The sequence below is a fragment of the Streptomyces viridifaciens genome (assembly GCF_001888885.2).
In the GTDB taxonomy this organism is placed as follows: domain Bacteria; phylum Actinomycetota; class Actinomycetes; order Streptomycetales; family Streptomycetaceae; genus Kitasatospora; species Kitasatospora aureofaciens.
The window spans coordinates 2,262,123-2,288,866 of sequence record NZ_CP090841.1; the positions used below are offsets into that span (position 1 = coordinate 2,262,123).

Consider the following 26,744-nt stretch of genomic DNA (forward strand, 5'->3'; position numbering starts at 1 on the left):
GACGTGTCCGGGCTCAGCCCGGCTGGCCGGTCACCGCCACCGGGCGGCTCGCGTCGCTCGACCACTCGCTCCACGAGCCCGGGTACAGCGTGGCGTCCAGGCCCGCCACCTCCATCGCCAGGATCTGGTGCGCCGCCGTCACGCCCGAACCGCAGTACACCGCGGTCCTGCGCTGCCCCGCACCGAACACCCGGAAGCGCGCGAGCAGTTCGGCGACCGGGCGGAACCGCCCGTCGGGGCGCACGTTCTCGGACGTCGGCGCCGAGACCGCACCCGGGATGTGCCCGGCCCGCGGGTCCACCGGCTCGGTCTCGCCGCGGTAGCGCTCCCCCGACCGGGCGTCCAGCAGCAGGCCGCTGCGCGCCCAGTCCGCGGCGCCGTCCGCGTCGACCGTCGGCAACTGCCCCGGCACCGGCTCGAAGTCGCCCGCGGCCGGCTCCGGCAGCTCGTCCGTCACCGGCAGCCCGGCCGCCTGCCAGGCCGCGAAGCCGCCGTCCAGCACCCGGACGTCCCGGTGGCCGGCCCAGCGCAGCAGCCACCAGGCCCGGGCCGCCGCCATCGAGGCGGCTCCGTCGTACACCACGACCGGCCGCCCGGCGCTCACCCCGAAGCCGCGCATCGCCGCGCCGAACTCCTCCGGGTCCGGCAGCGGGTGGCGCCCGCCGTGACCGGGGGCGCCGGGCGGGGCCGCGAGGTCCCGGTCCAGTTCGACGAAGTGGGCACCGGGCAGGTGCCCGGCCCGGTACTCCTCGGCCGCGGTCGGGCCGCCGGGTGCGGCGCCGACCAGCTGGTAGCGCACGTCCAGCAGCACCGGCGGACGCTCGGAGGCGAGCGCCTCCCCCAGTTCGGCCGCGGAGATCAGCGGGGAACCGTCGTTGAAGGTCGTCATGACGGCCATTGTCGCGCAGCGCGCCCCCGGGGCGTGTCCTGCGGATCCTCGCCCGGTCCGAGGCGCCGCGGGTCCACGCACCCCAACACCGCGGCGGGACCCGGCAAACCCGCAGGACACGCCCGAACCACGCCTCTTTGTGCGCTCTTTGCCGGACTTTCCGCGCGGGTCGAGGGTTGGGCGCGCGCCAGGGTGGAAGCATCACCCTCGCGCCCACGGATTTCCGTGCGCCAACCACCCCTGAGGAGGCCCGCATTGCCCGCGGTGGAACTCCGGCTGGCCCAGGGAACGCCCTGCTGGGTCAGCCTGCTGACCCACGACCTGCCCGGCGCCCGCGCCTTCTACGGCGAACTGCTCGGCTGGACGTACTCCCCCGGCCCCGGCCAACTCGGCGACTACGTACGGGCGGAGCTCGACGGGGCGCCTGTCGCCGGACTCGGTGTCTCCACCGCCACCGGCTTTCCGGTGCAGTGGACCACCTACTTCGCCGTGGACGACGCCGACCGCACCACCCAACTGGTGCGCGAGTGCGGCGGCACCGTCGCGGTCGGGCCTCTCCAGGCCGAGCGGGCGGGGCGGATGGCCATCGCCTCCGACGTCTCCGGCGCCGTCTTCGGCCTCTGGCAGGGCGAGGAGCACCTCGGCCGGGAGGCCGGGGCCGAACCGGGAGGCCCCGCCTGGGCCGAACTGCTCACCCCGGACGCCGACGGCGCCGCCACCTTCTACGGCTCCGTGCTCGACCGCCCGGTGCGGCCCGCCGTCGGCGGCTCCGCGCTGCTGGTGCACGGACGCCCGGTCGCGGGCATCCGCCACCACGCCGACCTGCGCGGCCACCCGCCGCGCTGGCGCACCCACTTCGCGGTCCGGGACGCCGCGCTGACCACCCGTCACGCCGTCGAACTCGGCGGCCGCGTCCTGATCGAACCGCACGACACCGCCCGCGGCCGCGCCGCCCGGCTGGCCGACCCGCAGGGCGGGCACTTCTCGGTGCTCGAAGTCTAGGCCCTGGCAGCCGCTACGGAGAGGGTCCGTCCGCACGGCGACGGACCCTAGGCCTGCTGGTCCTCGAAGGGCAGCACGTCCGGGGAGAGCACCGAGGCGCGCGCGGTCGCGGCGGTCATCCGACGGCGGTGGTGGCGGCGGCACAGCACCTCGTAGCCGATCTCGTCGTCGCTCACCGAGATGTCGCCGATCACCACCTGGGCGCCCTCGACCACCATCACCCCGCCGACCGTACGGGCGTTGTGGGTCGCCCGCGCGCCGCACCAGCACAGCGCCTCGACCTGCAGCACCTCCACCCGGTCGGCCAGCTCGATCAGCCGCCGCGAACCCGGGAACAGCCGGGTGCGGAAGTCGGTGGTGATGCCAAAGGTGTAGACGTCGATGTCCAGCTCGTCCACCACCCGGGCCAACTGGTCGACCTGTTCGGCGGCGAAGAACTGGGCCTCGTCGCAGATCAGGTAGTCCACCCGGCCGCCGGCCGAGAGCCGCTGCACCACGTGCGCGTGGAAGTCGAAGTCGTCCGTCACCTCGACCGCGTCGGCGCGCAGGCCCAGCCGGCTGGAGATGGTGGCCGCGCCGGCCCGGTCGTTGCGGGTCAGGATGACGCCCTGCCGGCCGCGCGCGGTGTGGTTGTGGTCCATCTGCAGCGCCAGCGTCGACTTGCCGCAGTCCATCGTGCCCGAGAAGAACACCAGTTCAGCCATGGGTGGAGCAAAGGCCTTTCAGATCGAGTGAGTTCGGGCACGGAGAATGCAACGGTCCGGCTCAGCCCCGGACTTCGAGCAGCGGCACGAACTGCTCGACCGGGGTCATCGAGCCGTGGAGCCCGATCATCGCGGACTCGCCGGGCTCGTTGCGGGAGGCGGTGATCGCGATGTCGTCGCGCGCCGCGGCGACCACGTCACCGATCCGGTGGTAGACCCGCTCGTCGACGGTCGGGCCGAACCAGCCCGCGGCGATCGCCTCGTCCCGGGTGGCCACCCACATCCGGTCGCCCAGCACCTCGCTCCAGACCGTGTGCACGTCGGCCGCGGCCCCCGGCACGGCGTACACGTGCCGGGCCCGGCCCTCACCGCCGAGCAGGGCGACGCCGGCGCCGAGCTCCCAGTCCTCGTCGAAGTCGATCCGGTCCTCGGGCGCGATGTCGATCATGCCGTGGTCCGCGGTCACGTACATCGCCGAGCGCGGCGGCAGCTGCTCGGCCAGCCGACGGGCCAGCCGGTCCACCGCGTCCAGCGTCATCCGCCACTCGTCGGAGTCCACCCCGAAGCGGTGGCCCGCACCGTCCAGCTCACTGACGTAGGTGTACACCAGCGCCCGGTCGTGCTCGGCCAGCCAGGAGGCGGCCAGGTCCATCCGCTCCTCGCCGGTGGTGCGGCCCAGGAAGCTGCCGCCGGACAGCGCCACCCTGGTCAGCGGGGTCTGGGCGAACAGCGGGGAGGACACCTGGGCGGTCGCCACCCCGGCCCGCTGGGTCTGCTCGAAGACCGTCGGGTACGGCTGCCAGGCCTGCGGGTCGGTGTGCGGCTGCCAGCGCAGCTGGTTCATCAGGTAGTCGGCGCCCGGCACCGCCACCGTGTACCCGGCCAGGCCGTGCAGGCCCGGCGGCGTGCCGGTGCCGACCGAGGCCAGCGAGGTCGCGGTGGTGGACGGGAAGCCCGCGGTCAGCGGACGGCCGGTGCCGCCCATCGAGCTCCCGGCCAGCGAGGACAGGAACGGCGCGTACTCGGGGTGGCGCAGCAGCAGCTCCCAGCCCAGGCCGTCCACCAGGAACACCACCACCCGGTCGGCCGGGGCGATCGGCAGCGTCGCGGTGAACCCCGGGACGCCCAGGCCCGCCGCCACCGAGGGCAGCAGGTCGCAGAGCGAGCCGCTGCCGTACGGGGGCGCGGGGGCGGCGGCCGGGTCGAGGATCTCGAAGGCGTCGTAGCCGTCGGAGGGTGCGAAGGACATGGAACCGGATTCGTAGCGGTCGGAAACGCGGGCGGGAGCGCGAACGGGCACGCGGGCGGGAACTCGGACGGAAGCGGCCGGGTCCGGCGGGGTTCGGGTGGGGCTCAGGCCTGCGGGCCGTTGTCGATCGTCGCGTCGGACAGCGCCCGGGCGAACACCAGCGCCTGGGCCACCGTCTCCGGGCCGTCCCCGGCCTCGCTGACCCGCAGCGAGAGGTCGTCGGCCGTCGCCGAACCGGTGTAGCCGTGGTCCGCGTCGCAGTTCGGGTCCGAGCAGCCGGCCGGCTCCAGGTCCAGACGCTGCACGGCGCCCCAGCCGATCGTCAGCACCACCTCGCGCGGCAGCGTGCCGGGCGTGTAGGTCTCCGGGTTCGCCACCATCCGGCTCAGCACGACCGAGCCGATCCGGTCCAGCCGGACGCTCTCCGTCGAGGTCGTCGCGAACGGCACCGCGGGGCTGCCCGCGTCACCGGACTGCTCGTCGGTGTGGCTCACCACGAACCGGGTCGGGGTCAGCACCAGCACCGTCACGTGCCGGCGCACCTCGTTGGAGTCGAAGGTCGTCTCCTGGTGCACCAGGTAGGAGCTGATCGGCTCCGGGCCCACCGCGGACTCCACCGCCTCGGACACCAGGGCCGGGTAGTAGCCGCTGCGCTCGATCGCCGAACGCAGGTCCTGAGTGGTGGTGGTACCGGTCTTCGCCATAACTCCATCCTGGCATGGTCCGCCGACGAAGCGGGCGGCACGGCGCCGAGCTTCGGACATCAGCGCCAACGGGCAGGCGCAACCAAGGAAGGTTACAGCGTGCTCATCGCGCGCGGGCCCAGATCGCTGCGGACGGGCAGCGGTGCGACCCGAACCCGTGCCCCCAGGATCGCCAGCCCGTGCGGGGCGACGACCACCGGTTCGAGGTCCACCGAGGCGATCTCCGGGACGTCGTCCACCAGCTGCGAGACCCGCAGCAGCAGTTCCTCCAGCGCGTCGGTGTCCACCGCCTCGGCACCGCGCCAGCCGAACAGCAGCGGCGCCGCCCGCACCTCGCGGATCAGCCCGGCGACGTCCTGGTCGGTCGCCGGGACGAGCCGGTGGGCCACGTCGCCGAGCAGTTCGGCAGGGGCTCCGGCCAGGCCGAAGGACAGGATCGCGCCGACGGCCGGGTCGACCGTGGCGCCGATCACGGTGTCCACGCCGCGCGGGGCCAGTTGCTGCACCACCAGTTCGGCCCCGGCCGCGCCGCCGAGCAGGGCGTCCAGCTCGCGGTGGGCACGGCGCAGGCCCGGCTCGCCGGTGAGGTCCAACCGGACGCTGCCCAGGTCGGGGCGGTGGCGCAGGTGCGGGGCGGTCGCCTTCAGGGCCACCGGGTAGCCGAGCTGATCGGCGGCCCGGACCGCGGCCTCCTCGTCCGGGGCGGGCAGCGTGGGCGAGACGTCGATGCCGTAGCGGGCCAGCAGCGCCCGGGCCTCGGCGTCCGGCAGGGTGATCCGGGCGCCGCCCGGCTGGGTGCGCGCGGCTGTCGCGGCCCTGGTGCTCAGCGCCGCCTCCACCAGGGCGCGGGCGCCGGGCTCGTCGATCCGGTCCAGCTCCGGGACGCGCGCCGTCTCCTCCGCCTCGGCGGTACGGCGGCGCCACTGCGCGTAGTGCACGGCGTGCGCGAGGGCGCGCACGGCGCGCTCGGGCGCCGCGTAGGCCGGGATACCGCCGGGGCGCAGCCTGGTCGGCAGGTCGGTCAGGGCCAGGTGGGCCAGCACCAGGGGCTTGCCCAACTCCCGTGCACGCTCTCCCGCTTCGAGCAGGGCGGTGGCGATCCCCGGGTCGTCCGAGCCCATCTCCGGGTCGTCCGGGCCGGCCAGTCGGCCGCCCATGAAGGCGTGGGCGGAGGTGCCGATCGGGGGGATGGCGACGGCGATCACCGCGTCCACGGCGGGGTCGCTGAGCGCGACGTCCAGTGCGATCCGGAAGTTCTCGCCAGTGGCGGCGGTGGTGAGGTCGACGGGCGTGCACGGGCGCAGCCCGGCACTCAGGCAGGCGTCGTAGGTGAGCAGGCCGAGCGAGTCGGAGTTGCCGACCACCGCGACCCGGTCGCCGGGCGGCAGCGGCTGCTGGGCGAGCAGCTCCCCGGTGTCGAACAGCTCGGTGATGGTCGCCACTCTGGTCACCCCGGCCTGTTCGAACAGCGCGTCCACGGTGGCGTCGCGCAGACCGGTGGCGGTGGCCGGAACGGCGTGGCCGGGCGGCAGACTGCCGGTGTGCCGGGCTCCCTTGACCACCACCACCGGCTTGGCGGCGGCCAGGCGGCGGGCGATCCGGGTGAACTTGCGGGGGTTGCCGAAGGATTCCAGGTAGAGCAGCACCACCTCGGTCGCGTCGTCCTCGGCCCAGTACTGCAGGAAGTCGTTGCCGGAGACGTCCGAGCGGTTGCCGACCGAGGCGAAGGAGGAGACGCCGAGGCCGCGCCGGTGGGCGGCCTCCAGCAGGGCCACGCCGATCGCGCCGGACTGGCAGAAGATCCCGAAGCCGCCGCGGTCGGGCAGGTGGGGGGCGAGCGAGGCGTTCAGCGGGCGGTCGGGGTCGGTGTTGATCAGGCCGAAGGCGTTCGGGCCGATCACCCGCATCCCCGCCGCGCGGGCCTGGCGGACCAGGGCGCGCTGGCGGCCGCGGCCCTCCGGTCCGGTCTCCGCGTAGCCGGCGGTGACCACCACCAGACCCTGCACGCCGTGCGCGCCGCACTCGGCGACGGCCGCCGGGACGGCGCTCTCGGGAACGGCGATCACCGCGAGATCGACCGGCCCGGGAATGTCCAGAATCGAACGGTGGACCGGCACGCCGTCCAGCTCGGTGCCGGGCGGGGCGCCGCGGTTCACCGCGTAGACGGCGCGCGGGGCGTGCTCGGGCTCGTACCGGCTCGCGAACTCGGTGTCGAAGCTGCCGAGCAGGTCGCGCAGGAGGGCCCGGCCCACGGTCTGCGGGTTGCGGGAGACACCGATCACGGCCACCGAGCGCGGGGTCAGCAGCCGCTGCACCGAGCGGGCCTCGGCGCGGTGCTCGCGGGCGCGCATCACGGCGAGCGAGCGGTCGGTCTGCTCGAGGTCGAACTCCAGGTGCACCACGCCGTCGGTGAAGCTGCGGCGCTGGGTGTAACCGGCGTCGGTGAAGACCTTCACCATCTTGCGGTTCTCCGGCAGCACCTCGGCCTGGAAGCGGCGGATGCCGCGTTCCTGGGCCACCGCGGCGATGTGCTCCAGCAGGGCGGAGGCGACCCCCCGCCCCTGGTGGGCGTCCTGGACCAGGAATGCGACCTCGGCGTCCGTGCCGTGCTCGGAGGGGCGGCCCTCGGCGTCGATCCGGTCATAGCGGACGGTGGCGATGAAGTGGTCCCGGACCACCACGGCGAGACCGACCCGGTTCACGAAGTCGTGGTGGGTGAAGCGGCGGACGTCCTTGTCGGACAGCCGCGGATAGGGGGCGAAGAAGCGGAAGTACTTGGACTGGTCCGAGACCTGCTCGTAGAACTCGACCAGTCGCCCGGCGTCGTCGGGAGTGATGGGCCGGATCCGGGCCGTGCCGCCGTCACGCAGCAGGACGTCGGCTTCCCAGTGCTGCGGATAGTCGGGTTGCGCGGGGTTCGCCACCGCGGGGTCTTCCACATTCGTCAGGTTATCCGGCGGCGGGCCGAATGGCGCCGGGCGCGTGCTCACGGCAGGGTGGACAGGACCACTGGCCGGGCCTTATGCCCCGAAAAGAAACAATCACAACTCCCGAACGCCACGCCTCGGAGGGGTTGCCTGCGTGCAACACTGGTCTAGACAACACGGTCGTTTCCCCCGCTCCCCCGAGCACGGCCGTGACCAGCTTCACCGGAAAGGCACGTCTCATGGCTGAGCGCCGCGTCACCATCGGTTGGGCCGAGGGCCTGCACGCCCGTCCCGCCTCCATCTTCGTCCGGGCCGTCACGGCCACCGGCGTGCCGATCACCATCGCCAAGCCGGGCGGCAACCCGGTCAACGCCGCCTCCATGCTCGGCCTCCTCGGCCTGGGCGCCCAGGGCGGCGAGGAGGTCATCCTGGCCTCCGACGCCCCGGGCGCCGACGAAGCCCTCGACCGCCTCGCCAAGCTGGTCTCCGAAGGCCTCGACGAGCTCCCCGCCGCCTGAGCCTCACAGCTGCCCGATCGGGGTGCCGCCACATCGTGGCGGCAGCCCGATCTGCTCTTCGGGCCCCGGACTCAGCCCTTGACGCAGACCACCTGCTTGAGGTGCGCGACCACCTCGACGAGGTCCTTCTGCTGGTCGATGACCTTCTCGATGTTCTTGTAGGCGCCCGGGATCTCGTCCACGACACCGCTGTCCTTGCGACACTCCACGCCCGCGGTCTGCTCGGCCAGGTCACGTGTGGTGAACCGCTTCTTGGCGGCGTTGCGGCTCATCTTGCGGCCCGCGCCGTGCGAGGCGGAGTTGAACGAAGCCGCGTTGCCCAGGCCGCGGACGATGTAGGAACCCGTCCCCATCGAGCCCGGGATGATCCCGAGGTCGCCGGAGCCGGCCCGGATCGCGCCCTTGCGGGTCACCAGCAGGTCGACGCCGTCGTACCGCTCCTCCGCCACGTAGTTGTGGTGGCAGCTGATCACCTCGTCGAAGGTGACGTCCGCCTTGGCGAACTCACGCCGGACGACGTCCTGGAAGAGCGCCATCATGACCGCGCGGTTGTGCTTCGCGTACTCCTGCGCCCAGAAGAGGTCCTGGCGGTAGGCGGCCATCTCCGGGGTCTTCGCGAGGAACACCGCCAGGTCCTGGTCGACCAGGCCCTGGTTGTGCGAAAGCGATCGGGCGACGCCCATGTGGTGCTCCGCCAGCTCCTTGCCGATGTTCCGGGAGCCGGAGTGCAGCATCAGCCACACCGAACCGGACGTATCGATGCAGACCTCGCAGAAGTGGTTGCCGGCCCCGAGCGTTCCCATCTGCTGCATCGCCCGCTCGCGGCGCCACTTGACCTCCTCCGCGACCCCGTCGAAGCGCTGCCAGAAGTCGTCCCAGCCCGCCGCGCGGAAGCCGTGCAGCTTGGCCGGGTCGACCGGGTCGGTGTGGAGGCCTCGGCCGACCGGGATGGCCTGCTCGATCTTGGAGCGCAGGCCGGAGAGGCCGTCCGGGAGGTCCTCGGCGGTGAGGGAGGTCTTCACCGCGCTCATCCCGCAGCCGATGTCGACGCCGACCGCCGCCGGGCAGACCGCGCCCTTCATGGCGATGACGGAACCGACGGTCGCGCCCTTGCCCAGGTGGACGTCCGGCATCACGGCGAGGCCGTGCAGCCAGGGCAGGGAGCTGATGTTGCGCAGCTGCTGCAGGGCCGCGCCCTCGACCGTCGCCGGGTCGGTCCACATCCGGATCGGCACCCGGATTCCGGGCACCTCGGTGTACGTCATGGTTGAACGACCTCCAGCGGTCGGTGAGTTCAGAGGAAAGGGAATGCCGCGCGAATGCCGATCCCGGCGTGGCTCGGGGAAGTTCGGGGAAGGGCTGCGCTCAGGCAGCCGGAGCGGAACAGGGGAGGTACGGCCTTGGGGAGCGTCGTATGGTTCGCTCGACCCGCATGGTGACCGCCTCCCTTCGTTCCTCGCAGTTCGCACGTGCTGTGCGTCGTGGAACATCTATCCACGGAACCGGACACGGCCGCAAGGGATTTAAAAACGCGTCCGGCCCGGCGGAGCGAAAGCGCTCCACCGGGCCGAACGAGAAGCAACCGCAGGCGTCAGCTGATGACGGTGACCTCGCCGATCCCGAGCGCCCGCACGTCCGCCTCGATCTCGGCGGCGTCGCCGACCAGGACGGTGACCAGGCGGTCCGGCGGGAAGGCCGCGACCACGGCCTCGGTGGCCGCGGCGGTGGGCAGTTCGGCCAGCTGCCGGTAGACCTCGGCCTGGTAGTCGTCCGGGAGGTTCTGCTCGACCTGGTCGGCCAGGGTGCCGGCGACCGAGCCCGCGGTCTCGTACTTCAGCGGTGCGACGCCGACCAGGAACTGCACGGCCTCGTCGCGCTCGGCGTCGGTGAGGCCCTCGGCGGCGAGGTCGCGCAGGATGGTCCAGGTGTCGGCGAGCGCGGGGGCGGTGGAGGCGGTGTCCACCGAGCCGCTGATGGCGAGCAGCGAGCGCCCGCTGCCGTCCGCGGCGGAGCGCAGCGGCTGGGCGAAGGCGCGGACGCCGTAGGTGTAGCCCTTCTCCTCGCGCAGGACGCGGTCGAGGCGGGAGGTGAGGGTGCCGCCGAGGCAGTAGGTGCCGAGGATCTGGGCGGCCCAGACCGGGTCGTGGCGGTCGGGGCCGATCCGGCCGATCAGCAGCTGGGTCTGGACGGAGCCGGGCCGGTCGACGATGACGACGCGGCCGCGGTCGTCGCCGGTGACCGGGGCGTGGACGGAGGGTTCGGCGGCGGAGCCGGTCCAGGCGCCGAGGGTGCTCTCCAGCAGGGCGGGCAGGTCGACGCCGGTGAGGTCGCCGACCACCACGACGGTGGTGGTGGCGGGGCGCACGTGGGCGTCGTAGAAGGCCTTGACGGCGGCGCGGTCGATCGACTTGACGGTGTCGGCGGTGCCGCTGCGGGGCCGGGAGAGGCGGTCCGCGGCGTCGAAGAGCTCGGCGTAGAGGGCCTTGGCGGCGCGCCGGGCGGGGTTGGCCTGCTCGTGGACGATCTCGTCGAGGCGGTTGGCGACGAGGCGCTCGATCTCCTCGGCGGGGAGGGCGGGGGCGCGCAGGGCGTCGGCGAGCAGGGTGAGGCCGCGCTGGAGCCGGGAGGCGGGGACCTCCAGGGCGACCCGGATGCACGGGTGGTCGGCGTGGGCGTCGAGGGTGGCACCGGCGCGTTCGAGCTCGCCGGCGAACTCCTCGGCGCTGAGGGTGTCGGTGCCCTCGCTGAGGGCCCGGGCGAGGATGGCGGCGATGCCGTCGAGGCCCTCGGGCTCGGCGGCGAGCGGGGCGTCGAGGAGGACCTCGACGGCGACCAGCTGCTGGCCGGGCCGGTGGCAGTGCAGGACGGTGATGCCGTTGCCGAGGGCGGCGCGCTCGGGGGCGGGGAACGCCCACGGGCTGGGGGTGCCGGGCGTGGGCTGGGGGTGGAAGGTCATCGCGGGGACGTAGTCGGTGCTCATACGGCGGCACCCTCCTCTTCGGAAGCGGCGTCGGAAGCGTCGGCGGCGGTCGCGGTCGGCTCGTAGACGAGGACGGCCCGGTTTTCGGGGTGGAGTCGGGCCTCGGCGACGGCCTTGACCTCTTCGGCGGTGACGTCGAGCACCTTGGGGAGGGCCTCGTTCAGCAGCTTGGGGTCGCCGAACAGGACGGCGTAGCGGCAGAGTTCGTCGGCGCGGCCGGCGACGGTGGTGAGCCGGTCGAGCCACTCGCGCTCGATCTGGGCCTGGGCGCGCTCGAGTTCCTCGGCGGTGGGGCCCTCGGCGGCGAAGCGGGCGAGTTCCTCGTCGACGGCGGCGTCGATCTGCGCGATGGTGGCGTCGCCGGAGGTCTTGACGTCGAGCCAGCCGAGGCTGGGGGCGCCGGCGAGGCGCAGCAGGCCGAAGCCGGCGGCGACCGCGGTGCGGTCGCGGCGGACGAGCCGGTTGTAGAGGCGGCTGGACTCGCCGCTGCCGAGGATGGTGAGGGCGAGGTCGGCGGCGTCGGCCTCGCGGGTGCCGTCCTGGGGCAGGCGGTAGGCGGCCATCAGGGCGCGGGAGGGGACGTCCTCGGTGAGGTTCTGCCGGAGTTCGCGGCCGATGGTGTCGGGGAGTTCGCCGGAGCGCGGGGGCTGTTTGCCGTCGTGGGCGGGGATGGAGCCGAAGTACTTCTCGACCCAGGCGATGGTCTGCTCGGGGTCGATGTCGCCGACGATGGACAGCACCGCGTTGTTGGGCGCGTAGTAGGTGCGGAAGAACGCGCGGGCGTCGTCGAGGGTGGCGGCGTCGAGGTCGGCCATGGAGCCGATGGGGGTGTGGTGGTACGGGTGGCCGTCGGGGAAGGAGAGCGCGGTGAGCTTCTCGAAGGCGGTGCCGTACGGGACGTTGTCGTAGCGCTGGCGGCGTTCGTTCTTGACGACGGCGCGCTGGTTCTCCATGGACGTCTCGTCGAGGGCGGCGAGCAGGGAGCCCATCCGGTCGGCCTCCAGCCAGAGGGCGAGCTCCAGCTGGTGGGCGGGCATGGTCTCGTAGTAGTTGGTGCGCTCGAAGCTGGTGGTGCCGTTGAGCGAGCCGCCGGCGCCCTGGACGAGTTCGAAGTGCCCGTTGTTGGAGACGTTCGCGGAGCCCTGGAACATCAGGTGCTCGAAGAGGTGGGCCAGGCCGGTGCGGCCCTTGACCTCGTGGCGGGAGCCCACGTCGTACCAGAGGCAGACGGCGGCGACCGGGGTGAGGCGGTCCTCGGAGAGGACGACGCGCAGGCCGTTGGCCAGGCGGTGCTCGGTGATGGCGATGCCTCGGCTGGAGGCGGGGGCCGGGTTGGCCATGCGCTCGGGTCCTTCCCGTCGTCGATGTCGGGGTTCGTGTGGCGTCCCCCATTGTGGTGCAACGCGCGTGGGGCGTGTTCGTGCCCGCGCGGAAGTGGCGTTCGCCAGGGGCGGAAGAGGGCCGCTGACCGGGAGTGTCGGCGCGAGGGTCCACAATGGGGGCGCCGCGCCCTGTTGACCGCGCCCGGTTGACGGGTCCCGGAGGCAGGACGGCGAAGCGGACGGCTACGTCCGTCCGAGGATTTGACCGGCGGCCGACGACCGGCCGACGACCCAGCCAGTGACACGTAAGGGAGCCCCGCCGCGATGGCCCGCCGCAGTTCGCAGACCCCGCCGCCCGGAGACTTCGAGGAGCGGATCCTTGACGTCGACGTCGTGGACGAGATGCAGGGCTCCTTCCTGGAGTACGCCTACTCGGTGATCTACTCGCGTGCGCTGCCTGACGCGCGGGACGGTCTGAAGCCGGTGCACCGCCGGATCCTGTACCAGGCCAACGAGATGGGCCTGCGCCCGGACCGCGCGCACGTGAAGTGCGCCCGGGTGGTGGGCGAGGTGATGGGTCGGCTGCACCCGCACGGTGACGCGTCGATCTACGACTCCGTGGTGCGCATGGCGCAGCCGTTCTCGATGCGGCTGCCGCTGATCGACGGGCACGGCAACTTCGGTTCGCTGGGCAACGACGATCCGCCGGCGGCGATGCGCTACACCGAGTCGCGGCTGACCGCGGCCTCGATGGCGATGGTGGAGTCGATCCACGAGGACACCGTCGACTTCGGGCCGAACTACGACGGCAGCGAGCAGGAGCCGCTGGCGCTGCCGGCCGCGTTCCCGAACCTGCTGGTGAACGGCGCGACGGGCATCGCGGTGGGCATGGCGACGAACATGCCGCCGCACAACCTGTCCGAGGTGGTGGCGGCGGCCCGGCACCTGATCAAGCACCCGAGCGCGGACCTGGACACGCTGATGCGCTTCGTGCCCGGTCCCGACCTGCCGACGGGCGGGCGGATCGTGGGCCTGTCGGGGATCCGGGACGCGTACGAGTCGGGCCGCGGCACGTTCAAGATCCGGGCCACCGCGACGGTGGAGTCGGTGACGGCGCGCCGCAAGGGCATCGTGGTGACCGAGCTGCCGTACAACGTCGGCCCGGAGAAGGTCATCTCGAAGATCAAGGACCTGGTCAACGCGAAGAAGCTGCAGGGGATCGCGGACGTCAAGGACCTGACCGACCGCGAGCACGGGCTGCGGCTCGTGATCGAGGTGAAGAACGGCTTCGTGCCGGAGGCGCTGCTGGAGCAGCTCTACAAGCTGACGCCGATGGAGGAGACCTTCGGCATCAACAACGTGGCGCTGGTGGACGGGCAGCCGCTGACGCTGGGCCTGAAGGAGCTGCTGGAGGTCTACGTCGACCACCGGTTCACGGTGGTGCGCCGGCGCAGCGACTTCCGGCGCCGCAAGCGCGAGGAGCGGCTGCACCTGGTCGAGGGTCTGCTGGTGGCCCTGGTCGACATCGACGAGGTCATCGCGATCATCCGGTCGAGTGACAACGCCCAGCAGGCGAAGGAGCGCCTGATGGAGCGCTTCTCGCTGTCGGAGACGCAGACCGGGTACATCCTGGACACCCCGCTGCGCCGGCTGACCAGGTTCGACCGGGTGGAGCTGGAGCAGGAGAAGGCGAAGCTGACCTCGGAGATCGCCGAGCTGACCGAGATCCTGGAGTCGGACAGCAAGCTGCGCAGCGTGGTGTCGTCCGAACTGGGTGCGGTGTCCAAGCAGTTCGGCACGGAGCGGCGGACGGTGCTGCTGGAGGCGGGGGCGGCTCCGTCGGCGGCGCTGTCGGTGCCACTGGAGGTCGCGGACGACCCGTGCCGGGTGCTGCTGTCGTCGACGGGGCTGCTGGCGCGGACGGCGGACGGCGAGCCGTTCGAGCTGTCGGAGAAGCGGGCGAAGCACGACGTGATCGTCTCGGCGGTGCCGGCGACGGCCCGGGCGGACGTGGGTGTGGTGACGTCGGCGGGCCGGGTGCTGCGGCTGCCGGTGATCGACCTGCCGGCGCTGCCGCCGACGCCTTCGCCGACGCTGGCGGGCGGCGCCGCGGTGGGCGAGTTCCTGCGGCTGGAGGCCGGGGAGCGGGTGCTGGCGCTGACCACGCTGGACGAGTCCTCGCCGGGGCTGGCACTGGGCACCGTGCAGGGTGTGGTGAAGCGGGTGGTGCCGGAGTGGCCGGCGAACAAGGACGAGTTCGAGGTGATCGCCCTCAAGGACGGTGACGAGCTGGTGGGTGCGGTCGAACTGCGCACCGGCGAGGAGGACTTGGTTTTCGTCACCTCGGACGCCCAGTTGCTGCGCTTCCCGGCGGGCCAGGTCCGTCCGCAGGGCCGCCCGGCGGGTGGCATGGCGGGCATCAAGCTGGCGGACGGCGCCAGGGTGCTGTCGTTCACGGCGGTGGATCCGGCCGCGGACGCGGTGGTGGTCTCGGTGGCGGCGGCTTCGGGCACGCTGTCCGGTGACGAGCAGACGTCCTGGAAGGTCACCCCGTTCGAGCAGTACCCGCGCAAGGGCCGGGCGACCGGCGGCGTGCGCTGCCAGCGCTTCCTGCGCGGGGAGGACGGCCTGGCGTTCGCCTGGGTCGGTGCCGCCCCGGCCAGGGCCGCCACCGCCAAGGGTGCGCCGGTCGACCTTCCGGAGCGCGATCCGCGCCGGGACGGTTCGGGCACCCCGGTGACGAATCCGATCGCGGTGGTCGCCGGCCCGGCGTAGCCGGGGTTCAGGAGGGCGGGGTGCTCGTGGGCGCCCCGCCCTCCGGCGTGGTCGGAGGCCCCGCTCCGGTGCGTCCGGGGGTTCCCTCCGGGGTCCCCGCTCCGGTGCGTCCGGGGGTTCCCTCCGGGGTCCCCGCTCCGGGTGCGTCCGGGGTGCCCGCTCCGGTGCGTCCGGGCCCCTCGCAGGCGGCCGGGCCGGGCTGAACCGCTGAGGGTAGCCTTGCCTAGATGAGCACCTGTACGACCGTTTCGTGTGAACTTGCGGAGCCGCTGGCCGCGACCGCCGCGGTGGCGACCACCTGGCTGCTGGTGGAGCAGAACGGCCCGTGGGGCGCGAAGGCACTGGGCGAGAGCCACCTCGACCGGGCGACCGGGCGGGCCCTGGAGGCCGCCGCCGCCGGTACGGGCGTGCGGGTGGCGCTGATCCGGCGGCCGGGCCGGCACGCGGACTGCCCGCCGACGACGCGGCACGGGGTGGTCGTCGCACACACGGTGCCGGGCCGCGGCTGGGTGCGCCGGGCACAGGTGGTGGACCCGGCGGAGCTGCTGGAGCTGGACTTCGCGGCGCTGGGCGCCGGCGACCACACGGGTTTCGGCGCGGAGCACGTCGGCGGCCCGCTGGCGCTGGTGTGCACCAACGGCCGCCGGGACCGCTGCTGCGCGCTGCTGGGCCGGCCGCTCGCGGCGGAGCTGGCGGCGGCCGGGCACAGCGAGGTGTGGGAGGTGACCCACCTTGGCGGGCACCGCTTCGCCCCCACGATGCTGGTGCTGCCGTACGGCTACGCGTACGGGCGGCTGACGCCGGAGAGCGCCAAGGACGTGCTGGCGGCGACCGCGGCCGGGCACATGGTGCCGGAGTGGTCGCGGGGCTGCTCGGGCTGGGAGCGCCCGGGGCAGGCGGCCGAGCACGCGGTGCGGCTGGCGACCGGCGAGACCGGGGCGGACGCGCTGACCGTGGCGCAGCGGCCGGACGGCGAGGGGCGCTGGCTGGTGCGCGTGGTGCACCGGGACGGCCGGGCCTGGGAGGTGGACGTGATCGAGACGGTGAGCGAGCCGCCGCGTCCGGAGAGCTGCGGCAAGGCGGCGGGGACGCCGTCGCGGATGGACGTGCTGTCGGTCCGGGGCGTGTAGCGGCCCCGCGCCCGTGGGGGTGAGCGCGGGACCGCGACGCCGGACGGGCCCGATCAGGCCCGATCAGGTCCGCTCAGGCCGGATCAGCCGGTGGCCTTGCCGACGAACTCCGCGGTGTACGTCCGGGACAGGTCGATCGTCCCCTCCTTGCCCTGGACGTCCGGGTGGAAGGCGGCGAGCACCGCGAGCACGGTCCTGGGCCCGTCGGCGGGCATCACCCCGTCGGTGGTGAACATCGGCAGGGTGGACTTGATCGCCGCCGCGTACTGCGCGGCGCCGCCCTGGGCGTAGTCGGCGGGCATCTGCGCGGCGATCTCCTCCGGGCTGTGGGTGGACATCCACTTGAGGGTCTTCACGAAGGCGTTGGCGAGCTTCTGGGTGGTGTCCTTGTTCTTCTCCACCCACTCGGTGCTCATGTACAGCGAGGACGACGGGTACAGTCCGCCGAGCGCCTGGCGCGAGCCCTCGGGGGTGCGCATGTCGTAGAGGACCTTGCCGAGGCCCTTGTCGAGGACGTTGGCGACGGTCGGGTCGGTGGTCATCCCGGCGTCGATGCTGCCCTGCTGGAGGGCGGCGACGAAGGTCTGGCCCGCGCCGACGGCGATCGGGCTGAAGTCGCTGACGGAGGCGCCGTTCTTGACCGCGAGGTACTTGGTGAGGAAGTCGGTGGAGGAGCCGATGCTGGTGACGCCGAGCTTCCTGCCCTTGAAGTCGGCGCCGGACTTGATGGCGTCGGCCTGCTTGGTGGAGACCAGTTCGACCTCGCCGGGGGCCTGGGCGAACTGCACCACGGACTCGACGTGCTTGCCCTTGGCCTGCAGGTCGATGGTGTGGTCGTAGAAGCCGACGGCGCCCTGGACGTCCCCCGCCAGCAGCGCGGTGGTGGCGTTGACGCCGGCCGGCTCGGTCAGCAGCTCGACGTTGACCCCGGCGTCGGCGAAGTAGCCGAGCCGCTGGGTGAGCATCGCGGGCAGGTAGATGACCTTGTCCAGGCCGCCGACCATGATCTTGACCTTGGGGCCGTCGACCTGCCTGCCGGCCGGGGCGGCGGCGCCGTGGGCGGAGGTGGCGGCGTCGTTGGCGCAGGCGGAGAGCGGGAGGAGCAGGACGGCGGCGAGGGCGGCGACGGCTGATCTGCGCATCACGGGGGGAGCCTCTCTTCTTACGGGCAGGGGGAGTTCAGCGGCCTTGCGGGCGGGTCGGGGGCAGCGGCCGTACGGGCCGGAGGGCGTTCAGCGGCCGTCGCCCGCGTCGGCGGGCTTCCAGCGGAACAGCTTCTTCTCGGCGAGGGTCAGCAGCCCCTCGGTGACCAGGGCGACGACCGCGAGGATGGTCATGGCGGCGTACACCCCGGCCGCGTTGAAGGTGCCCTGGGCGGCGGCGACCAGCAGGCCCAGGCCCTTTGTGGCGCCGATGTACTCGCCGACGATCGCGCCGATCAGCGCGAAGCCGAAGCTGACGTGCAGGCTGGTGAAGATCCAGGTGGTGGCGGCGGGGACGACCACCTGGAGGGTGACCCTGCGGTTGTCGGCGCCCAGGATGCGGGCGTTGGCGACCAGGTTGCGGTCGACCTCGCGGGCGCCCTGGAAGGCGTTGAAGAACACCGGGAAGAACACCAGCACCACCGCGGAGGCGACCTTGGAGGCCGGGCCGAGGCCGAACCAGATCAGGAAGATCGGGGCGAGCACGATGCGCGGGATGGCGTTGAGCACCTTGATGTACGGCCCGAACACCTCGGCCAGGAAGCGGATCCGGCCGAGCGCGATGCCCAGCAGCACACCGCAGACCACGCCGATCACCCAGCCGCTGAGGGCCTCGTACAGGGTGTAGCCGATCTGCTCGCCGAGCGAGCCCTGGGCGGTGCCGTGGGTGACCCACTGCCAGATCTGGTCCCAGATCCTGGACGGCTGCGAGAAGTTGAACGGGTCGACGACCTCGGTCCGGGCGCCCACCTCCCACAGTCCGAGGAAGGCGACCAGCACCCCGACCCGGGCCGCGTAGACGGTCAACTTCCGGTTGCGGGCGGCCCGTTCACGGGCCTCGGTCCGCGTGCCGGCGGCCGGGGGCTTCCCGGCCGCGGTCGCGGCGGTCTCGGACGCGGCGGTCTCGGACGCGGTCTCAAGCGGCACGACCCGCTCCTCTCTCCCGGGTGATGCGCACCTCTTCGCCGAGCGAGGCCCAGATCTCGCGGTACAGCTCGACGAACCTCGGTTCCAGCCGGACGGCCTCCACGGTGCGCGGTCGCGGCAGGTCGACGGTGAAGATCTCCTTGACGGTGGCCGGCCCGGCCGTCATCACGACGACCCGGTCGGCGAGCGCGATGGCCTCGTCCAGGTCGTGGGTGACGAAGACGACCGAGGCTGCGTTCTCGGAAGAACTCGTGCCGGCCCACAGCTCCAGCAACTGGTCGGACATCAGGGCGCGGGTCTGCACGTCCAGCGCCGAGAACGGCTCGTCCATCAGCAGGATGGCCGGGTCGTTGACGAAGGTCTGGGCGAGCGCGACGCGCTTGCGCATGCCGCCGGACAGCTGGTGCGGGTAGCGGTCCTCGAAGGCGGCCAGGCCGACCCGGCCCAGCCAGTCCCTGGCCCGTTCCTTCGCCTCGGCGGCCGGCACGCCGCGGAAGCGCGGCCCTGCCATGACGTTGGACAGCACGGTGCGCCAGGGGAAGACGGCGTCCTGCTGGAAGACGAACCCGACCTGGGGGTCGATCCCGCGCACGGGCTCTCCGTACACCCGGACCTCGCCCTCGGTGGGCTCCTCCAGGCCGCTGACCAGGGTCAGCGTGGTGGACTTGCCGCAGCCGGTGGGGCCGACGACGGCGACGAACTCGCCCTGGGCGACGGTCAGATCGAGATCGCGGACGGCGGTGTGCAGTGCCCCGGAGGGGGTGCGGAAGCGTTTCGTCGCGCCGGTCAACTCGATCGCCGGGGTGCTCATTCCCCACCTCGCTTCGCTCGGCGGGTGCTTCGCACCAGTGGCATCTCTCGGTGGTTCACTCGCTGCGCTCGCTCGCGCATTCGTTCCTCCCGGGTCAGTGCTTGCCCCGGAAAGGTAGGAGCGGGCCGGGCCCGGGCGGGAGCCTTCTCCGCGTAGTGCGACTTCTCCGCGTTGAGGGGTGTTCTGCTCGTTTTGCTTCCGCTACAACTGCGGGGACGCGGGCTGACAGAAACACGCCGGAAACATAGGGTGTCCCGACCCCTGGTACCCCCGCCCGCACCACCCCGAGAGGAGGCCCGGATGAAGCTCCCCCACTGGCCCCGCCGGGTCTTCGCCCAGCTCCTGCTGAGCCAGACCGTCGTCACCTTCGGTGTCGCCGCCGTGACCGCCGGGCTGTTCCTGGCCCCGGTCAGCAGCGAACTCGACCACGACGCGATGCAGCGGGCGCTGTCCATCGCCCAGGCCACCGCCACCGACGAGACGATCGCCCGGGCCGCCGACACCCGCGACGTCGTCACCGCGCAGCGCAACGCCGAACAGATCCGGCTGGCCACCGGCGCCAGCTTCGTCGTGGTCACCGACCTGGACGGCATCCGCCTCTCGCACACCGACCCGGGCCGGATCGGCCACCGGGTCAGCACCGACCCCGAGCCGGCGCTGGGCGGCCGCAGCGTCACCGCGATCCAGCAGGGCACCCTGGGCCGCACCGCCCGCGGCAAGGTGCCGCTGCGGACGGCGGACGGCCGGATCGTCGGCGAGGTGTCGGTCGGCATCAGCGACGACTCGATCCGCCGCCGACTGCTGAAGATGCTCACCGGCATCCTGCTGTGCGCCGGCGCGGGCCTGGCCGCCGGGACGGCCGCCACCCTCCTCCTGGCCCGCCGGCTCAAGCGCCGCACCCACAACATCGCGCTGGCCGACATCTCCGCGCTGCTGGCCGAGCGCGAGGCGATGCTGCACGGCATCCGCGAGGGCATGGTGGCGCTGGACGAGCGCGGCCGGATCCGGCTGGCCAACGACGAGGCCGTCCGGCTGCTCGGCCTGCCCGGGGACTGCACCGGCCGGCCGATCGCCGAGGTGCTGCCGCCGGGCCGGCTGACCGACGTGCTGACCGGGCGGATCACCGGCGCCGACCTGCCCGCCGTACGGGACGACCGGGTGCTGGTGGTCAACCGGATGGCCACCACGGAGGGCGCGGTGGTGACACTGCGCGACCGCACCGAACTGGAGTCGCTGGTCCGCGAGCTGGACACCACCCGCAGCCTGACCGAGGCGCTGCGCGCCCAGGACCACGAGCACGCCAACCGGATGCACACCCTGCTCGGCCTGCTCGAACTCGGCCGCCACGAACAGGCGGTGGCCTTCATCTCGGAGCAGTCCGGCTCGCACGCCGTGGTCGCCGCCCGGATCGCCGAGCAGGTGCAGGACCCGCACGTGGCGGCTCTGCTGGCGGGCAAGACGGCGGTGGCCGGCGAGCGCGGGGTGCGGCTGGTGCTGGCCCCGGCGGCGCACCTGCCGGACGCGGTGGTGGACGCCCGGGCGCTGGTGACGGTGCTCGGCAACCTGATCGACAACGCGGTGGACGCGCTGGCACCGGGCGGAGGCGGGCGGCTGGAGGTGACGCTGGCGGCGGCCGGCGCAACCCTGCTGCTGCAGGTCGCGGACAGCGGCCCGGGGGTACCGGAGGAGTTGCGCGAGCAGGTCTTCGAGGAGGGGTGGACCAGCAAGGACGCGCCCGCGCACCGTCCGCGCGGGCTGGGCCTGGCGATGGTGCGGCGGCTGGTCGAACGGACCGGCGGCCGGATCGTGCTCGACACCGGCCCGCTCGGCGGCGCCCGGTTCACCGTCGAGCTGCCCGAGGCCCTGCTCACCGCTCAGCTCGTGGAGGCGTGATGATCGACGTACTCGTGGTGGACGACGACTTCCGGGTCGCGGACGTGCACGCCGCGTACGTGGCCAGGGTGCCGGGCTTCCGGGTCACCGGCACCGCCCACTCGGCCGGGGAGGCGCTGGCCGCGCTGGAGCGCCGTCCCGTCGACCTGCTGCTGCTCGACCACCACCTGCCGGACGAGACCGGTCTGGCCCTGGTGCGCCGGCTGCGGGAACGTCAGGTGGCCTGCGACGTCATGATGGTGACCGCCGCCCGGGACGTCTCCACGGTGCACGCCGCGATGCAGCACGGCGCGCTGCAGTACCTGGTGAAGCCGTTCACCTTCGCCGGGCTGCGGGACAAGCTGGTCTCGTACGCCCAGCTGCGGCACGCGCTGGCGGCGCCCGCCCGGGAGGCCGGCCAGGACGAGGTGGACCGGCTGTTCGCGACCCTGCGCAGCGCCTGCGCGCCCGCCGGGTCGCTGCCGAAGGGCCACTCGGCGCCCACCACCGACCTGGTGCTGGGCGTGCTGCGGCGGGCCGGGCGGCCGCTGTCCGCCCAGGAGGTCGCCGACGCCACCGGCCTGAGCCGCTCGACGGCCCAGCGCTACCTCAAGCAGCTCGAACGGGACAGCCGGCTGCGGCTGACCCTGCGCTACGGCGACACCGGCCGCCCCGAGCACCGCTACGGGCTGGCCGCCAGGAGCGCGTAGCGCGTTTGCGACCCGCCCCGGACGCAGGGGAACCCCGGCGGCCCCAAGCCCGCCGGGGTTCCCGGGACACGGCCGCTAGGCCGCGCCCGCACCGGTGAGGGCGCGCACCTCCAGCTCGGCGAAGCGGTCCGCGTCGGCGGGCTCGGGCGAGGTGAGCGTCCCGATCCAGCCGGCCAGGAAGCCGAGCGGGATGGAGACGATGCCGGGGTTCTCCAGCGGGAACCAGTGGAAGTCGACGCCGGGGAACAGCGCCATCTTGGAGCCGGAGACCACCGGCGAGAACAACACCAGCACGATCGCCGGGACCAGTCCGCCGTACACCGACCAGACCGCTCCGCGGACGGTGAACCGCGACCAGAACAGGCTGTAGAGCAGCACCGGCAGGTTCGCGGAGGCGGCCACCGCGAAGGCCAGGCCGACCAGGAAGGCGACGTTCAGCTGCTGGGCGTAGAGGCTGATCACGATCGCCGCCGCGCCGATCCCGGCGGCGGCGAAGCGCGCGACCACCACCTCCTGCTGCTCGCTGGGCTTCTCGCCGACCTCTCCCCCCCGGCGTCGGCGCGGGCCGCCGCGCCAGGCGCCGGCCCAGATGTCGTGGGCGAAGGCCGCGGAGGACGCCAGGGTCAGCCCGGCGACCACGGCGAGGATGGTGGCGAAGGCGATCGCCGAGATCAGTGCGAACAGCACCACCCCGCCGGTGCTGCCGTTGCCGCCGCCGAGCACCAGGGCGAGCAGCGGGACGGCGGTGTTCCCGGCCGCGTTGGCGTGCCGCACCTCGGCCGAGCCGATCAGCGCGGTGGCACCCAGGCCGAGCGCGATGGCCATCAGGTAGAAGCCGCCGACCAGGCCGATCGCCCACATCGTGGAGCGGCGGGCGGCCCGGGCGGTGGGCACGGTGTAGAAGCGGGACAGGATGTGCGGCAGGCCGGCCGTGCCGAGCACCAGGGCCAGGCCGAGGCTGAAGAAGTCCAGCCGGCTGGTGAAGGACGCGCCGTACTTGAGCCCGGGTTCGAGGTAGCGGTGCCCGGAACCGCTGTGCTGGGCGGCCCGGCGCATCAGCTCGAAGAGGTCGCCGTGGAAGCGCACCACCAGCAGCACGGTGAGCAGCAACGAGCCCGCGATCAACAGGAAGGCCTTGACGATCTGGATCCAGGTGGTGGCCCGCATGCCGCCGATCGTGACGTAGACGATCATCAGGGCGCCGACCGCGATGATGGTCCAGGTCCGTGCCTGGGCGCTGTCGGTGCCGAGCAGCAGGGCGACCAGCGAGCCCGCGCCGACCATCTGGGCGACCAGGTAGAGCAGGGTGACCACGACGCTGGCGCCGCCGGCCGCCGCCCGCACCCGGCGGCGGCGCAGCCGCAGCGCGAGCACGTCGGCGAGGGTGTACCGGCCGGCGTTGCGGACGAGTTCGGCGACCAGCATCAGCACGACCAGCCAGGCGACCAGGAAGCCGATGCTGTAGAGCACGCCGTCGTAGCCGTACAGGGCGATCAGCCCGGCGACGCCGAGGAAGGAGGCGGCGGAGAGGTAGTCGCCGGAGAGGGCGAAGCCGTTCTGCAGCGGGGTGAAGCCGCGCCCGCCCGCGTAGAAGTCCTCGGCGGCGTTGCCCTGGCGGCCGACCCAGAGGGTGATGCCGAGGGTGACCAGGACGACGACGGCGAACAGCACGACCGCCAGGCCGTGGTGCTGGCCGGTGGGGGCGACGGGGGGCGGAGTGGCGGTGGTCATCACGCCGGTGGTCGCCGTCATCGCAGCTGGTCCTGGGTGTCCCAGCGCAGGCCCAGGGCGGCGCGGTCGCGCTTGGTCCGGGCGTTGCGGGCGTAGAGCCAGGTGAGCAGGAAGGTGGAGGCGAACTGCAGCAGGCCCAGTAGCCAGGCCACGTTGAGCGGGCCGGCCACCGGGCTGCGCATCGCGCCCGGTGCGACGGCCTCGGCGGCGACGTACAGCAGGTACCAGCCGAGGAAGGCGCCGCAGGCCGGGAAGACGAACGTCCGGTAGCTGCGCCGGATGTCCTGGAAGGCCGGGCTGGCCTGGACGCTCCGGTAGACCTGGGTGCTGTCGGGGGTGCCGGCCTGCGCGGTCGGCTCCTGCGCCACGGCGGCCGGGGCGACGGCGGCCGGGGCGACAGTGGGCACCGGCGGTACCGCCGGTGCGACGGACGGGGCGAACGGCGGCACCGCGGGCGGTGCCGGCGGGACGGGCGGTGCCGGCGGGGCGGCCACCGGCTCGGCGGCGGCCGACTGGGCGTCGGCCGTGCGGGCGGGCCCCGGCTGGGCCGGTACCGCCGTTCGGCGGGGTGCCGCAGCCGACTCGGAAGCGGTGGCGGCGGCCTGAGCGGCCCACCAGTCGAATCGCTGCCCCTGGCCGGGACTGCTGGTCTGCTGCTGTGGCACTGCTGCTCCTGGGCCGGGCCGGCGTTCTGACCCGAACCATCATGGAGGCCGCCGGACACCGCCCCTGACCATCGCAGATACCTTCACTCAATGAGGTGATCGATCATCTGACGGACGCTCATCCGACTACTGCTGCATACCGGTGATTCCGTGCCGGAAGGCGTACGCGACCGCCTGCGCGCGGTCCCGCACCGCGGTCTTGGCGAACAGGTTGTTGATGTGCGTCTTCACGGTGGCCTGGCTCACGAACAGCCGCTGGGCGATCTCGGCGTTGGAGAGCCCCTCGGCGATCAGCGCGAGCACCTCCGCCTCCCGCACGGTCAGCCCGTCCGGCAGCTCCCCGGCCCGGGCGGCGCCCGGCGCGGCCGGTGCGCCCGAACCGCCCGGCGCACTCGGACCGCCCGCCGCACTCGGACCGCCCGGACCGCTCGGCACGCTCGGCGCGGACTTCGGCGAAGCCTCCGAAAGCCTCTCCAGCAGCCGGAGTTGAACCTGCGGGGAGAGCCCGGCCGCACCCGAGCGGACGTCCGCGATGGCCTTGGCGATCTCCTCGCCGCCGGCGTCCTTGGTGAGGTAACCGCGCGCCCCGGCCTGCAGCGCCGGGAACAGCGACTCGTCGTCGGCGTAGGTGGTGAGCACCACGACCTCGGTTCCCGGGTGCGCGGACCGGATCCGCCGGGTCGCCTCGACGCCGTCGACGCGCGGCATCCGCAGGTCCATCAGCACCACGTCCGGGTGATGGCGCTCCACCAGGGCGACGGCCTCCTCCCCGTCCGCCGCCGCGCCGACCACCTCGATGCCGGGCAGCAGCCCCAACAGCATCACGATGCCCTCGCGCACCACCGTCTGGTCGTCCGCCACCAGCACCCTGGTGACCGCATCCGTCATGCCGGCACCCGCAGCAACACGCGCCACCCTCCGTCCTCCGGGCCCGCCAGCAGGGTGCCGCCGAGCAGTTCCGCGCGTTCGCGCATCCCCAGCAGACCGTACCCGCTGCCGCTGTCGGCCAGTTCACGGGAGGACGACCCGTCGGAGGACGGTCCACCGGGCTCGCCCGCGGACTGGCCGCGCGGTGCCCGGGCGTTGCGCACCTCCAGCTCCACCGCGTCGTCCAGGTAGCGCAGTTCGACCGAGCAGCGGGCGCCCGGCGCGTGCTTGCGCACGTTGGTCACCGCCTCCTGCGCCGTGCGCCGCACCGCCAGACCGGCCTCGGCGGCCAGCGGCCGGGGCGTGCCGGTGACGGTGAACGGGGCCCGCTCCCGCTCGGTCAGCTCCACCAGGAACTCCCCGACCGGTGTGAACTCCCCGCGCAGCGCGGACAGCGCCTGCCGGGTCTCGGCCAGCCCGTCCTGCGCCATCCGCCGTGCGGCGACGACTCGTTCGCGGACCTGTTCGCGGTCCGTCCCGGCGTCCAGCATCAGCCGGGCCGCCTCCAGGTGGACCAGCTGCGCGGAGAGGCTGTGGGCGAGCACGTCGTGGATCTCCCGGGCGATCCTGGCCCGTTCGGCGAGTGCCGCGCTCTCCGCCTCGGCGGCCCGGGCGGCGCGCTCCTGGACCAGCAGCCGGCGGGCGGTACCGCGCGCCTCGATGTCCAGCCGCAGCAGGAAGCCGAGCAGGGCGACGCCGCCGATGGTGGCGACGATGCTGAGCCAACTCGCCCAGCTGGCCGCGGTGTACGAGCCCAGCGCGGCCGTGCCGACGGCCAGTGCGGGCGCTGGCGGCAGCCGGACCAGCGCGACCACGGCCAGTCCCACCCAGATCAGGTCGGCGAGCGCGTAGGCCCGCCCCCAGTTCGCCAGCCAGGCCGCCCCGACCAGGGCGGCGGCCAGCAGGTAGGAGGCGGCCGGGCGCTGTTCCCGGCTGGCCTGGAGGAACGCCGCGCAGAGGGCGGCGGCCGCCGCCAGCCCGGCCGCCGCGGCCGCCGCCGCCCAGCCGGTGTACTTGCCGTCGGCGAAGGTCCCCCAGCCGACGACGGCCAGCACGACGATCCGGCCCAGCACGGTGAGGACCCGCCGCGGTCCGCTCTCGGCGTCGCGCTCCATCCCCTCCCGGGACGGCCAGCGGGTCCAGTACCACCCGGTCACGGGTGCCTCCTCGGTGCTCACTGCGGTGGATCAGTGCAGTACGGCGGTCGCCTGCGCGGGCTCCAGCGTCCGGGCCCTCCAGTTGACCACGAGCGAGCGGACCAGCAGCAGGACCGCCATGCCGAGCATCAGCGAGCTGCCCGCCTGGTGGACGCCCAGGGCCGAGCCGATCGCGTACAGGCCGATCCGGATGGCCAGCATCCCGCCCCAGGCGGCCAGGGTGGCCTTGGTTCCCTTGACCAGGACCTTGCCGTCGGCGGCCCGCCAGATCCGCACGGTCCAGCCCCAGACCGTTCCCATCGCGAGCACGGTGAGCAGCCCCGCGACGAGCAGGGTGGCCGACAGTGCGGCGTGGTGGTGGTCGATGATCTGCGGATCGCGCAGCGCGAGCACACCCAGGATCAGCGGCAGCAGCCAGAAGCGGCGCTCGGTGTCCAGGCGCTGGACGCGCATCTGGCGCTGGACCACCAGGACCACCACCGCGGCGGTCACGAGGAGGTTGACTACGGCAGTCATGGGGGGTTCTCCGTCCCGGGGAGAGG

22 protein-coding genes are annotated in these 26,744 nt (G+C 73.3%); 6 read left to right on the forward strand and 16 right to left on the reverse strand.

All coding sequences use genetic code 11. The features are described 5' to 3' along the window. Positions 1 to 13: 13 nt before the first annotated feature. Positions 14 to 889, reverse strand: coding sequence for a sulfurtransferase (locus tag BOQ63_RS17260; protein ID WP_150475963.1), 876 nt, complete (start codon positions 887 to 889; stop codon positions 14 to 16). Between the two features lie 264 nt (positions 890 to 1,153). Between BOQ63_RS17260 and BOQ63_RS17265 the strand changes: the two genes are divergently transcribed. Further along, on the forward strand, positions 1,154 to 1,891 hold the full coding sequence (locus BOQ63_RS17265; RefSeq protein WP_318277716.1) for a VOC family protein: 738 nt from the start codon (positions 1,154 to 1,156) through the stop codon (positions 1,889 to 1,891). 47 nt (positions 1,892 to 1,938) lie between these two features. Here BOQ63_RS17265 and BOQ63_RS17270 read toward each other — a convergent pair whose 3' ends face one another. The 4 genes from BOQ63_RS17270 to BOQ63_RS17285 form a co-directional block, all read right to left on the reverse strand. Next, a complete protein-coding gene (locus BOQ63_RS17270) occupies positions 1,939 to 2,595 on the reverse strand; it encodes a thymidine kinase (protein WP_030285451.1) in 657 nt (218 codons plus the stop codon). 61 nt (positions 2,596 to 2,656) lie between these two features. Further along, positions 2,657 to 3,844: an alkaline phosphatase family protein gene (locus BOQ63_RS17275; protein WP_030285449.1), complete on the reverse strand. Its 1,188-nt coding sequence runs from the start codon at positions 3,842 to 3,844 to the stop codon at positions 2,657 to 2,659. A 104-nt stretch (positions 3,845 to 3,948) separates the two neighbouring features. Beyond that, on the reverse strand, positions 3,949 to 4,548 hold the full coding sequence (locus BOQ63_RS17280; RefSeq protein ID WP_072654587.1) for a DUF5998 family protein: 600 nt from the start codon (positions 4,546 to 4,548) through the stop codon (positions 3,949 to 3,951). 92 nt (positions 4,549 to 4,640) lie between these two features. After that, entirely contained in the window at positions 4,641 to 7,487 is a 2,847-nt protein-coding gene (locus tag BOQ63_RS17285; RefSeq protein ID WP_223885959.1) for a bifunctional acetate--CoA ligase family protein/GNAT family N-acetyltransferase, read from the reverse strand. A 227-nt stretch (positions 7,488 to 7,714) separates the two neighbouring features. Here BOQ63_RS17285 and BOQ63_RS17290 point away from each other — a divergent pair, with 227 nt between their 5' ends. Continuing rightward, positions 7,715 to 7,993: an HPr family phosphocarrier protein gene (locus BOQ63_RS17290; protein WP_030285442.1), complete on the forward strand. Its 279-nt coding sequence runs from the start codon at positions 7,715 to 7,717 to the stop codon at positions 7,991 to 7,993. Between the two features lie 71 nt (positions 7,994 to 8,064). Here the strand turns inward: BOQ63_RS17290 and BOQ63_RS17295 are convergent, their stop codons facing one another. The 3 genes from BOQ63_RS17295 to BOQ63_RS17305 all read right to left on the reverse strand — a co-directional run bounded on the left by BOQ63_RS17295 (position 8,065) and on the right by BOQ63_RS17305 (position 12,313). Further along, the gene (locus BOQ63_RS17295) at positions 8,065 to 9,258 is read right to left on the reverse strand and encodes an RtcB family protein (RefSeq protein WP_030285440.1); all 1,194 of its coding nucleotides are present in this window, start codon (positions 9,256 to 9,258) and stop codon (positions 8,065 to 8,067) included. 326 nt (positions 9,259 to 9,584) lie between these two features. After that, positions 9,585 to 10,949: a M16 family metallopeptidase gene (locus BOQ63_RS17300; RefSeq protein ID WP_043388764.1), complete on the reverse strand. Its 1,365-nt coding sequence runs from the start codon at positions 10,947 to 10,949 to the stop codon at positions 9,585 to 9,587. A gap of 20 nt (positions 10,950 to 10,969) precedes the next feature. After that, entirely contained in the window at positions 10,970 to 12,313 is a 1,344-nt protein-coding gene (locus BOQ63_RS17305) for a M16 family metallopeptidase (RefSeq protein WP_030285436.1), read from the reverse strand. A 306-nt stretch (positions 12,314 to 12,619) separates the two neighbouring features. Here BOQ63_RS17305 and BOQ63_RS17310 point away from each other — a divergent pair, with 306 nt between their 5' ends. Both BOQ63_RS17310 and BOQ63_RS17315 read left to right on the forward strand, forming a co-directional pair. Further along, a complete protein-coding gene (locus tag BOQ63_RS17310; RefSeq protein WP_072654588.1) occupies positions 12,620 to 15,070 on the forward strand; it encodes a DNA gyrase/topoisomerase IV subunit A in 2,451 nt (816 codons plus the stop codon). 227 nt (positions 15,071 to 15,297) lie between these two features. Then, positions 15,298 to 16,200, forward strand: a complete 903-nt coding sequence (locus BOQ63_RS17315) for a ferredoxin family protein (protein ID WP_150475965.1) — start codon at positions 15,298 to 15,300, stop codon at positions 16,198 to 16,200. An 83-nt stretch (positions 16,201 to 16,283) separates the two neighbouring features. Here the strand turns inward: BOQ63_RS17315 and BOQ63_RS17320 are convergent, their stop codons facing one another. The 3 genes from BOQ63_RS17320 to BOQ63_RS17330 form a co-directional block, all read right to left on the reverse strand. Further along, positions 16,284 to 17,342 carry an ABC transporter substrate-binding protein gene (locus BOQ63_RS17320; RefSeq protein WP_072654591.1) on the reverse strand — a complete coding sequence of 353 codons (1,059 nt, stop codon included), beginning with the start codon at positions 17,340 to 17,342 and terminating at the stop codon, positions 16,284 to 16,286. Positions 17,343 to 17,432: 90 nt separating this feature from the next. Continuing rightward, entirely contained in the window at positions 17,433 to 18,329 is an 897-nt protein-coding gene (locus BOQ63_RS17325; RefSeq protein ID WP_072654592.1) for an ABC transporter permease, read from the reverse strand. Then, positions 18,319 to 19,140: an ABC transporter ATP-binding protein gene (locus BOQ63_RS17330; RefSeq protein ID WP_030285425.1), complete on the reverse strand. Its 822-nt coding sequence runs from the start codon at positions 19,138 to 19,140 to the stop codon at positions 18,319 to 18,321. The genes BOQ63_RS17325 and BOQ63_RS17330 overlap by 11 nt, the downstream gene beginning before the upstream one ends. 300 nt (positions 19,141 to 19,440) lie before the next feature. On the opposite strand from BOQ63_RS17330, the gene BOQ63_RS17335 reads away from it, so the two are divergent. After that, positions 19,441 to 21,033: a sensor histidine kinase gene (locus BOQ63_RS17335; protein WP_030285423.1), complete on the forward strand. Its 1,593-nt coding sequence runs from the start codon at positions 19,441 to 19,443 to the stop codon at positions 21,031 to 21,033. After that, positions 21,033 to 21,722 carry a response regulator gene (locus BOQ63_RS17340; protein ID WP_072654593.1) on the forward strand — a complete coding sequence of 230 codons (690 nt, stop codon included), beginning with the start codon at positions 21,033 to 21,035 and terminating at the stop codon, positions 21,720 to 21,722. Before BOQ63_RS17335 ends, BOQ63_RS17340 begins: the two co-directional genes overlap by 1 nt. Before the next feature lie 75 nt (positions 21,723 to 21,797). Here BOQ63_RS17340 and BOQ63_RS17345 read toward each other — a convergent pair whose 3' ends face one another. From BOQ63_RS17345 to BOQ63_RS17365, 5 genes are all read right to left on the reverse strand, one after another. After that, positions 21,798 to 23,474 carry a monocarboxylic acid transporter gene (locus BOQ63_RS17345; protein WP_370863294.1) on the reverse strand — a complete coding sequence of 559 codons (1,677 nt, stop codon included), beginning with the start codon at positions 23,472 to 23,474 and terminating at the stop codon, positions 21,798 to 21,800. Further along, entirely contained in the window at positions 23,471 to 24,118 is a 648-nt protein-coding gene (locus tag BOQ63_RS17350) for a DUF485 domain-containing protein (protein ID WP_318277713.1), read from the reverse strand. The genes BOQ63_RS17345 and BOQ63_RS17350 overlap by 4 nt, the downstream gene beginning before the upstream one ends. A 126-nt stretch (positions 24,119 to 24,244) precedes the next feature. Continuing rightward, entirely contained in the window at positions 24,245 to 25,006 is a 762-nt protein-coding gene (locus tag BOQ63_RS17355; protein WP_030285412.1) for a response regulator transcription factor, read from the reverse strand. Then, entirely contained in the window at positions 25,003 to 26,202 is a 1,200-nt protein-coding gene (locus BOQ63_RS17360; protein WP_030285410.1) for a sensor histidine kinase, read from the reverse strand. Before BOQ63_RS17360 ends, BOQ63_RS17355 begins: the two co-directional genes overlap by 4 nt. 30 nt (positions 26,203 to 26,232) lie before the next feature. Continuing rightward, positions 26,233 to 26,718, reverse strand: a complete 486-nt coding sequence (locus BOQ63_RS17365) for a CcdC protein domain-containing protein (protein ID WP_037829947.1) — start codon at positions 26,716 to 26,718, stop codon at positions 26,233 to 26,235. Positions 26,719 to 26,744 lie beyond the last annotated feature (26 nt).

Excerpts from the sequence above, each read along its gene's own strand:
- BOQ63_RS17320 (WP_072654591.1), bottom strand. The coding sequence starts at position 17,342 with ATGCGCAGATCAGCCGTCGCCGCCCTCGCCGCCGTCCTGCTCCTCCCG.
- BOQ63_RS17310 (WP_072654588.1), top strand. The coding sequence starts at position 12,620 with ATGGCCCGCCGCAGTTCGCAGACCCCGCCGCCCGGAGACTTCGAGGAG.
- BOQ63_RS17335 (WP_030285423.1), top strand. The coding sequence starts at position 19,441 with ATGAAGCTCCCCCACTGGCCCCGCCGGGTCTTCGCCCAGCTCCTGCTG.
- BOQ63_RS17300 (WP_043388764.1), bottom strand. The coding sequence starts at position 10,949 with ATGACCTTCCACCCCCAGCCCACGCCCGGCACCCCCAGCCCGTGGGCG.
- BOQ63_RS17260 (WP_150475963.1), bottom strand. The coding sequence starts at position 889 with ATGACGACCTTCAACGACGGTTCCCCGCTGATCTCCGCGGCCGAACTG.
- BOQ63_RS17270 (WP_030285451.1), bottom strand. The coding sequence starts at position 2,595 with ATGGCTGAACTGGTGTTCTTCTCGGGCACGATGGACTGCGGCAAGTCG.
- BOQ63_RS17330 (WP_030285425.1), bottom strand. The coding sequence starts at position 19,140 with ATGAGCACCCCGGCGATCGAGTTGACCGGCGCGACGAAACGCTTCCGC.
- BOQ63_RS17365 (WP_037829947.1), bottom strand. The coding sequence starts at position 26,718 with ATGACTGCCGTAGTCAACCTCCTCGTGACCGCCGCGGTGGTGGTCCTG.
- BOQ63_RS17295 (WP_030285440.1), bottom strand. The coding sequence starts at position 9,258 with ATGACGTACACCGAGGTGCCCGGAATCCGGGTGCCGATCCGGATGTGG.
- BOQ63_RS17315 (WP_150475965.1), top strand. The coding sequence starts at position 15,298 with ATGAGCACCTGTACGACCGTTTCGTGTGAACTTGCGGAGCCGCTGGCC.
- BOQ63_RS17305 (WP_030285436.1), bottom strand. The coding sequence starts at position 12,313 with ATGGCCAACCCGGCCCCCGCCTCCAGCCGAGGCATCGCCATCACCGAG.
- BOQ63_RS17280 (WP_072654587.1), bottom strand. The coding sequence starts at position 4,548 with ATGGCGAAGACCGGTACCACCACCACTCAGGACCTGCGTTCGGCGATC.
- BOQ63_RS17340 (WP_072654593.1), top strand. The coding sequence starts at position 21,033 with ATGATCGACGTACTCGTGGTGGACGACGACTTCCGGGTCGCGGACGTG.
- BOQ63_RS17355 (WP_030285412.1), bottom strand. The coding sequence starts at position 25,006 with ATGACGGATGCGGTCACCAGGGTGCTGGTGGCGGACGACCAGACGGTG.
- BOQ63_RS17290 (WP_030285442.1), top strand. The coding sequence starts at position 7,715 with ATGGCTGAGCGCCGCGTCACCATCGGTTGGGCCGAGGGCCTGCACGCC.
- BOQ63_RS17345 (WP_370863294.1), bottom strand. The coding sequence starts at position 23,474 with ATGACGGCGACCACCGGCGTGATGACCACCGCCACTCCGCCCCCCGTC.
- BOQ63_RS17275 (WP_030285449.1), bottom strand. The coding sequence starts at position 3,844 with ATGTCCTTCGCACCCTCCGACGGCTACGACGCCTTCGAGATCCTCGAC.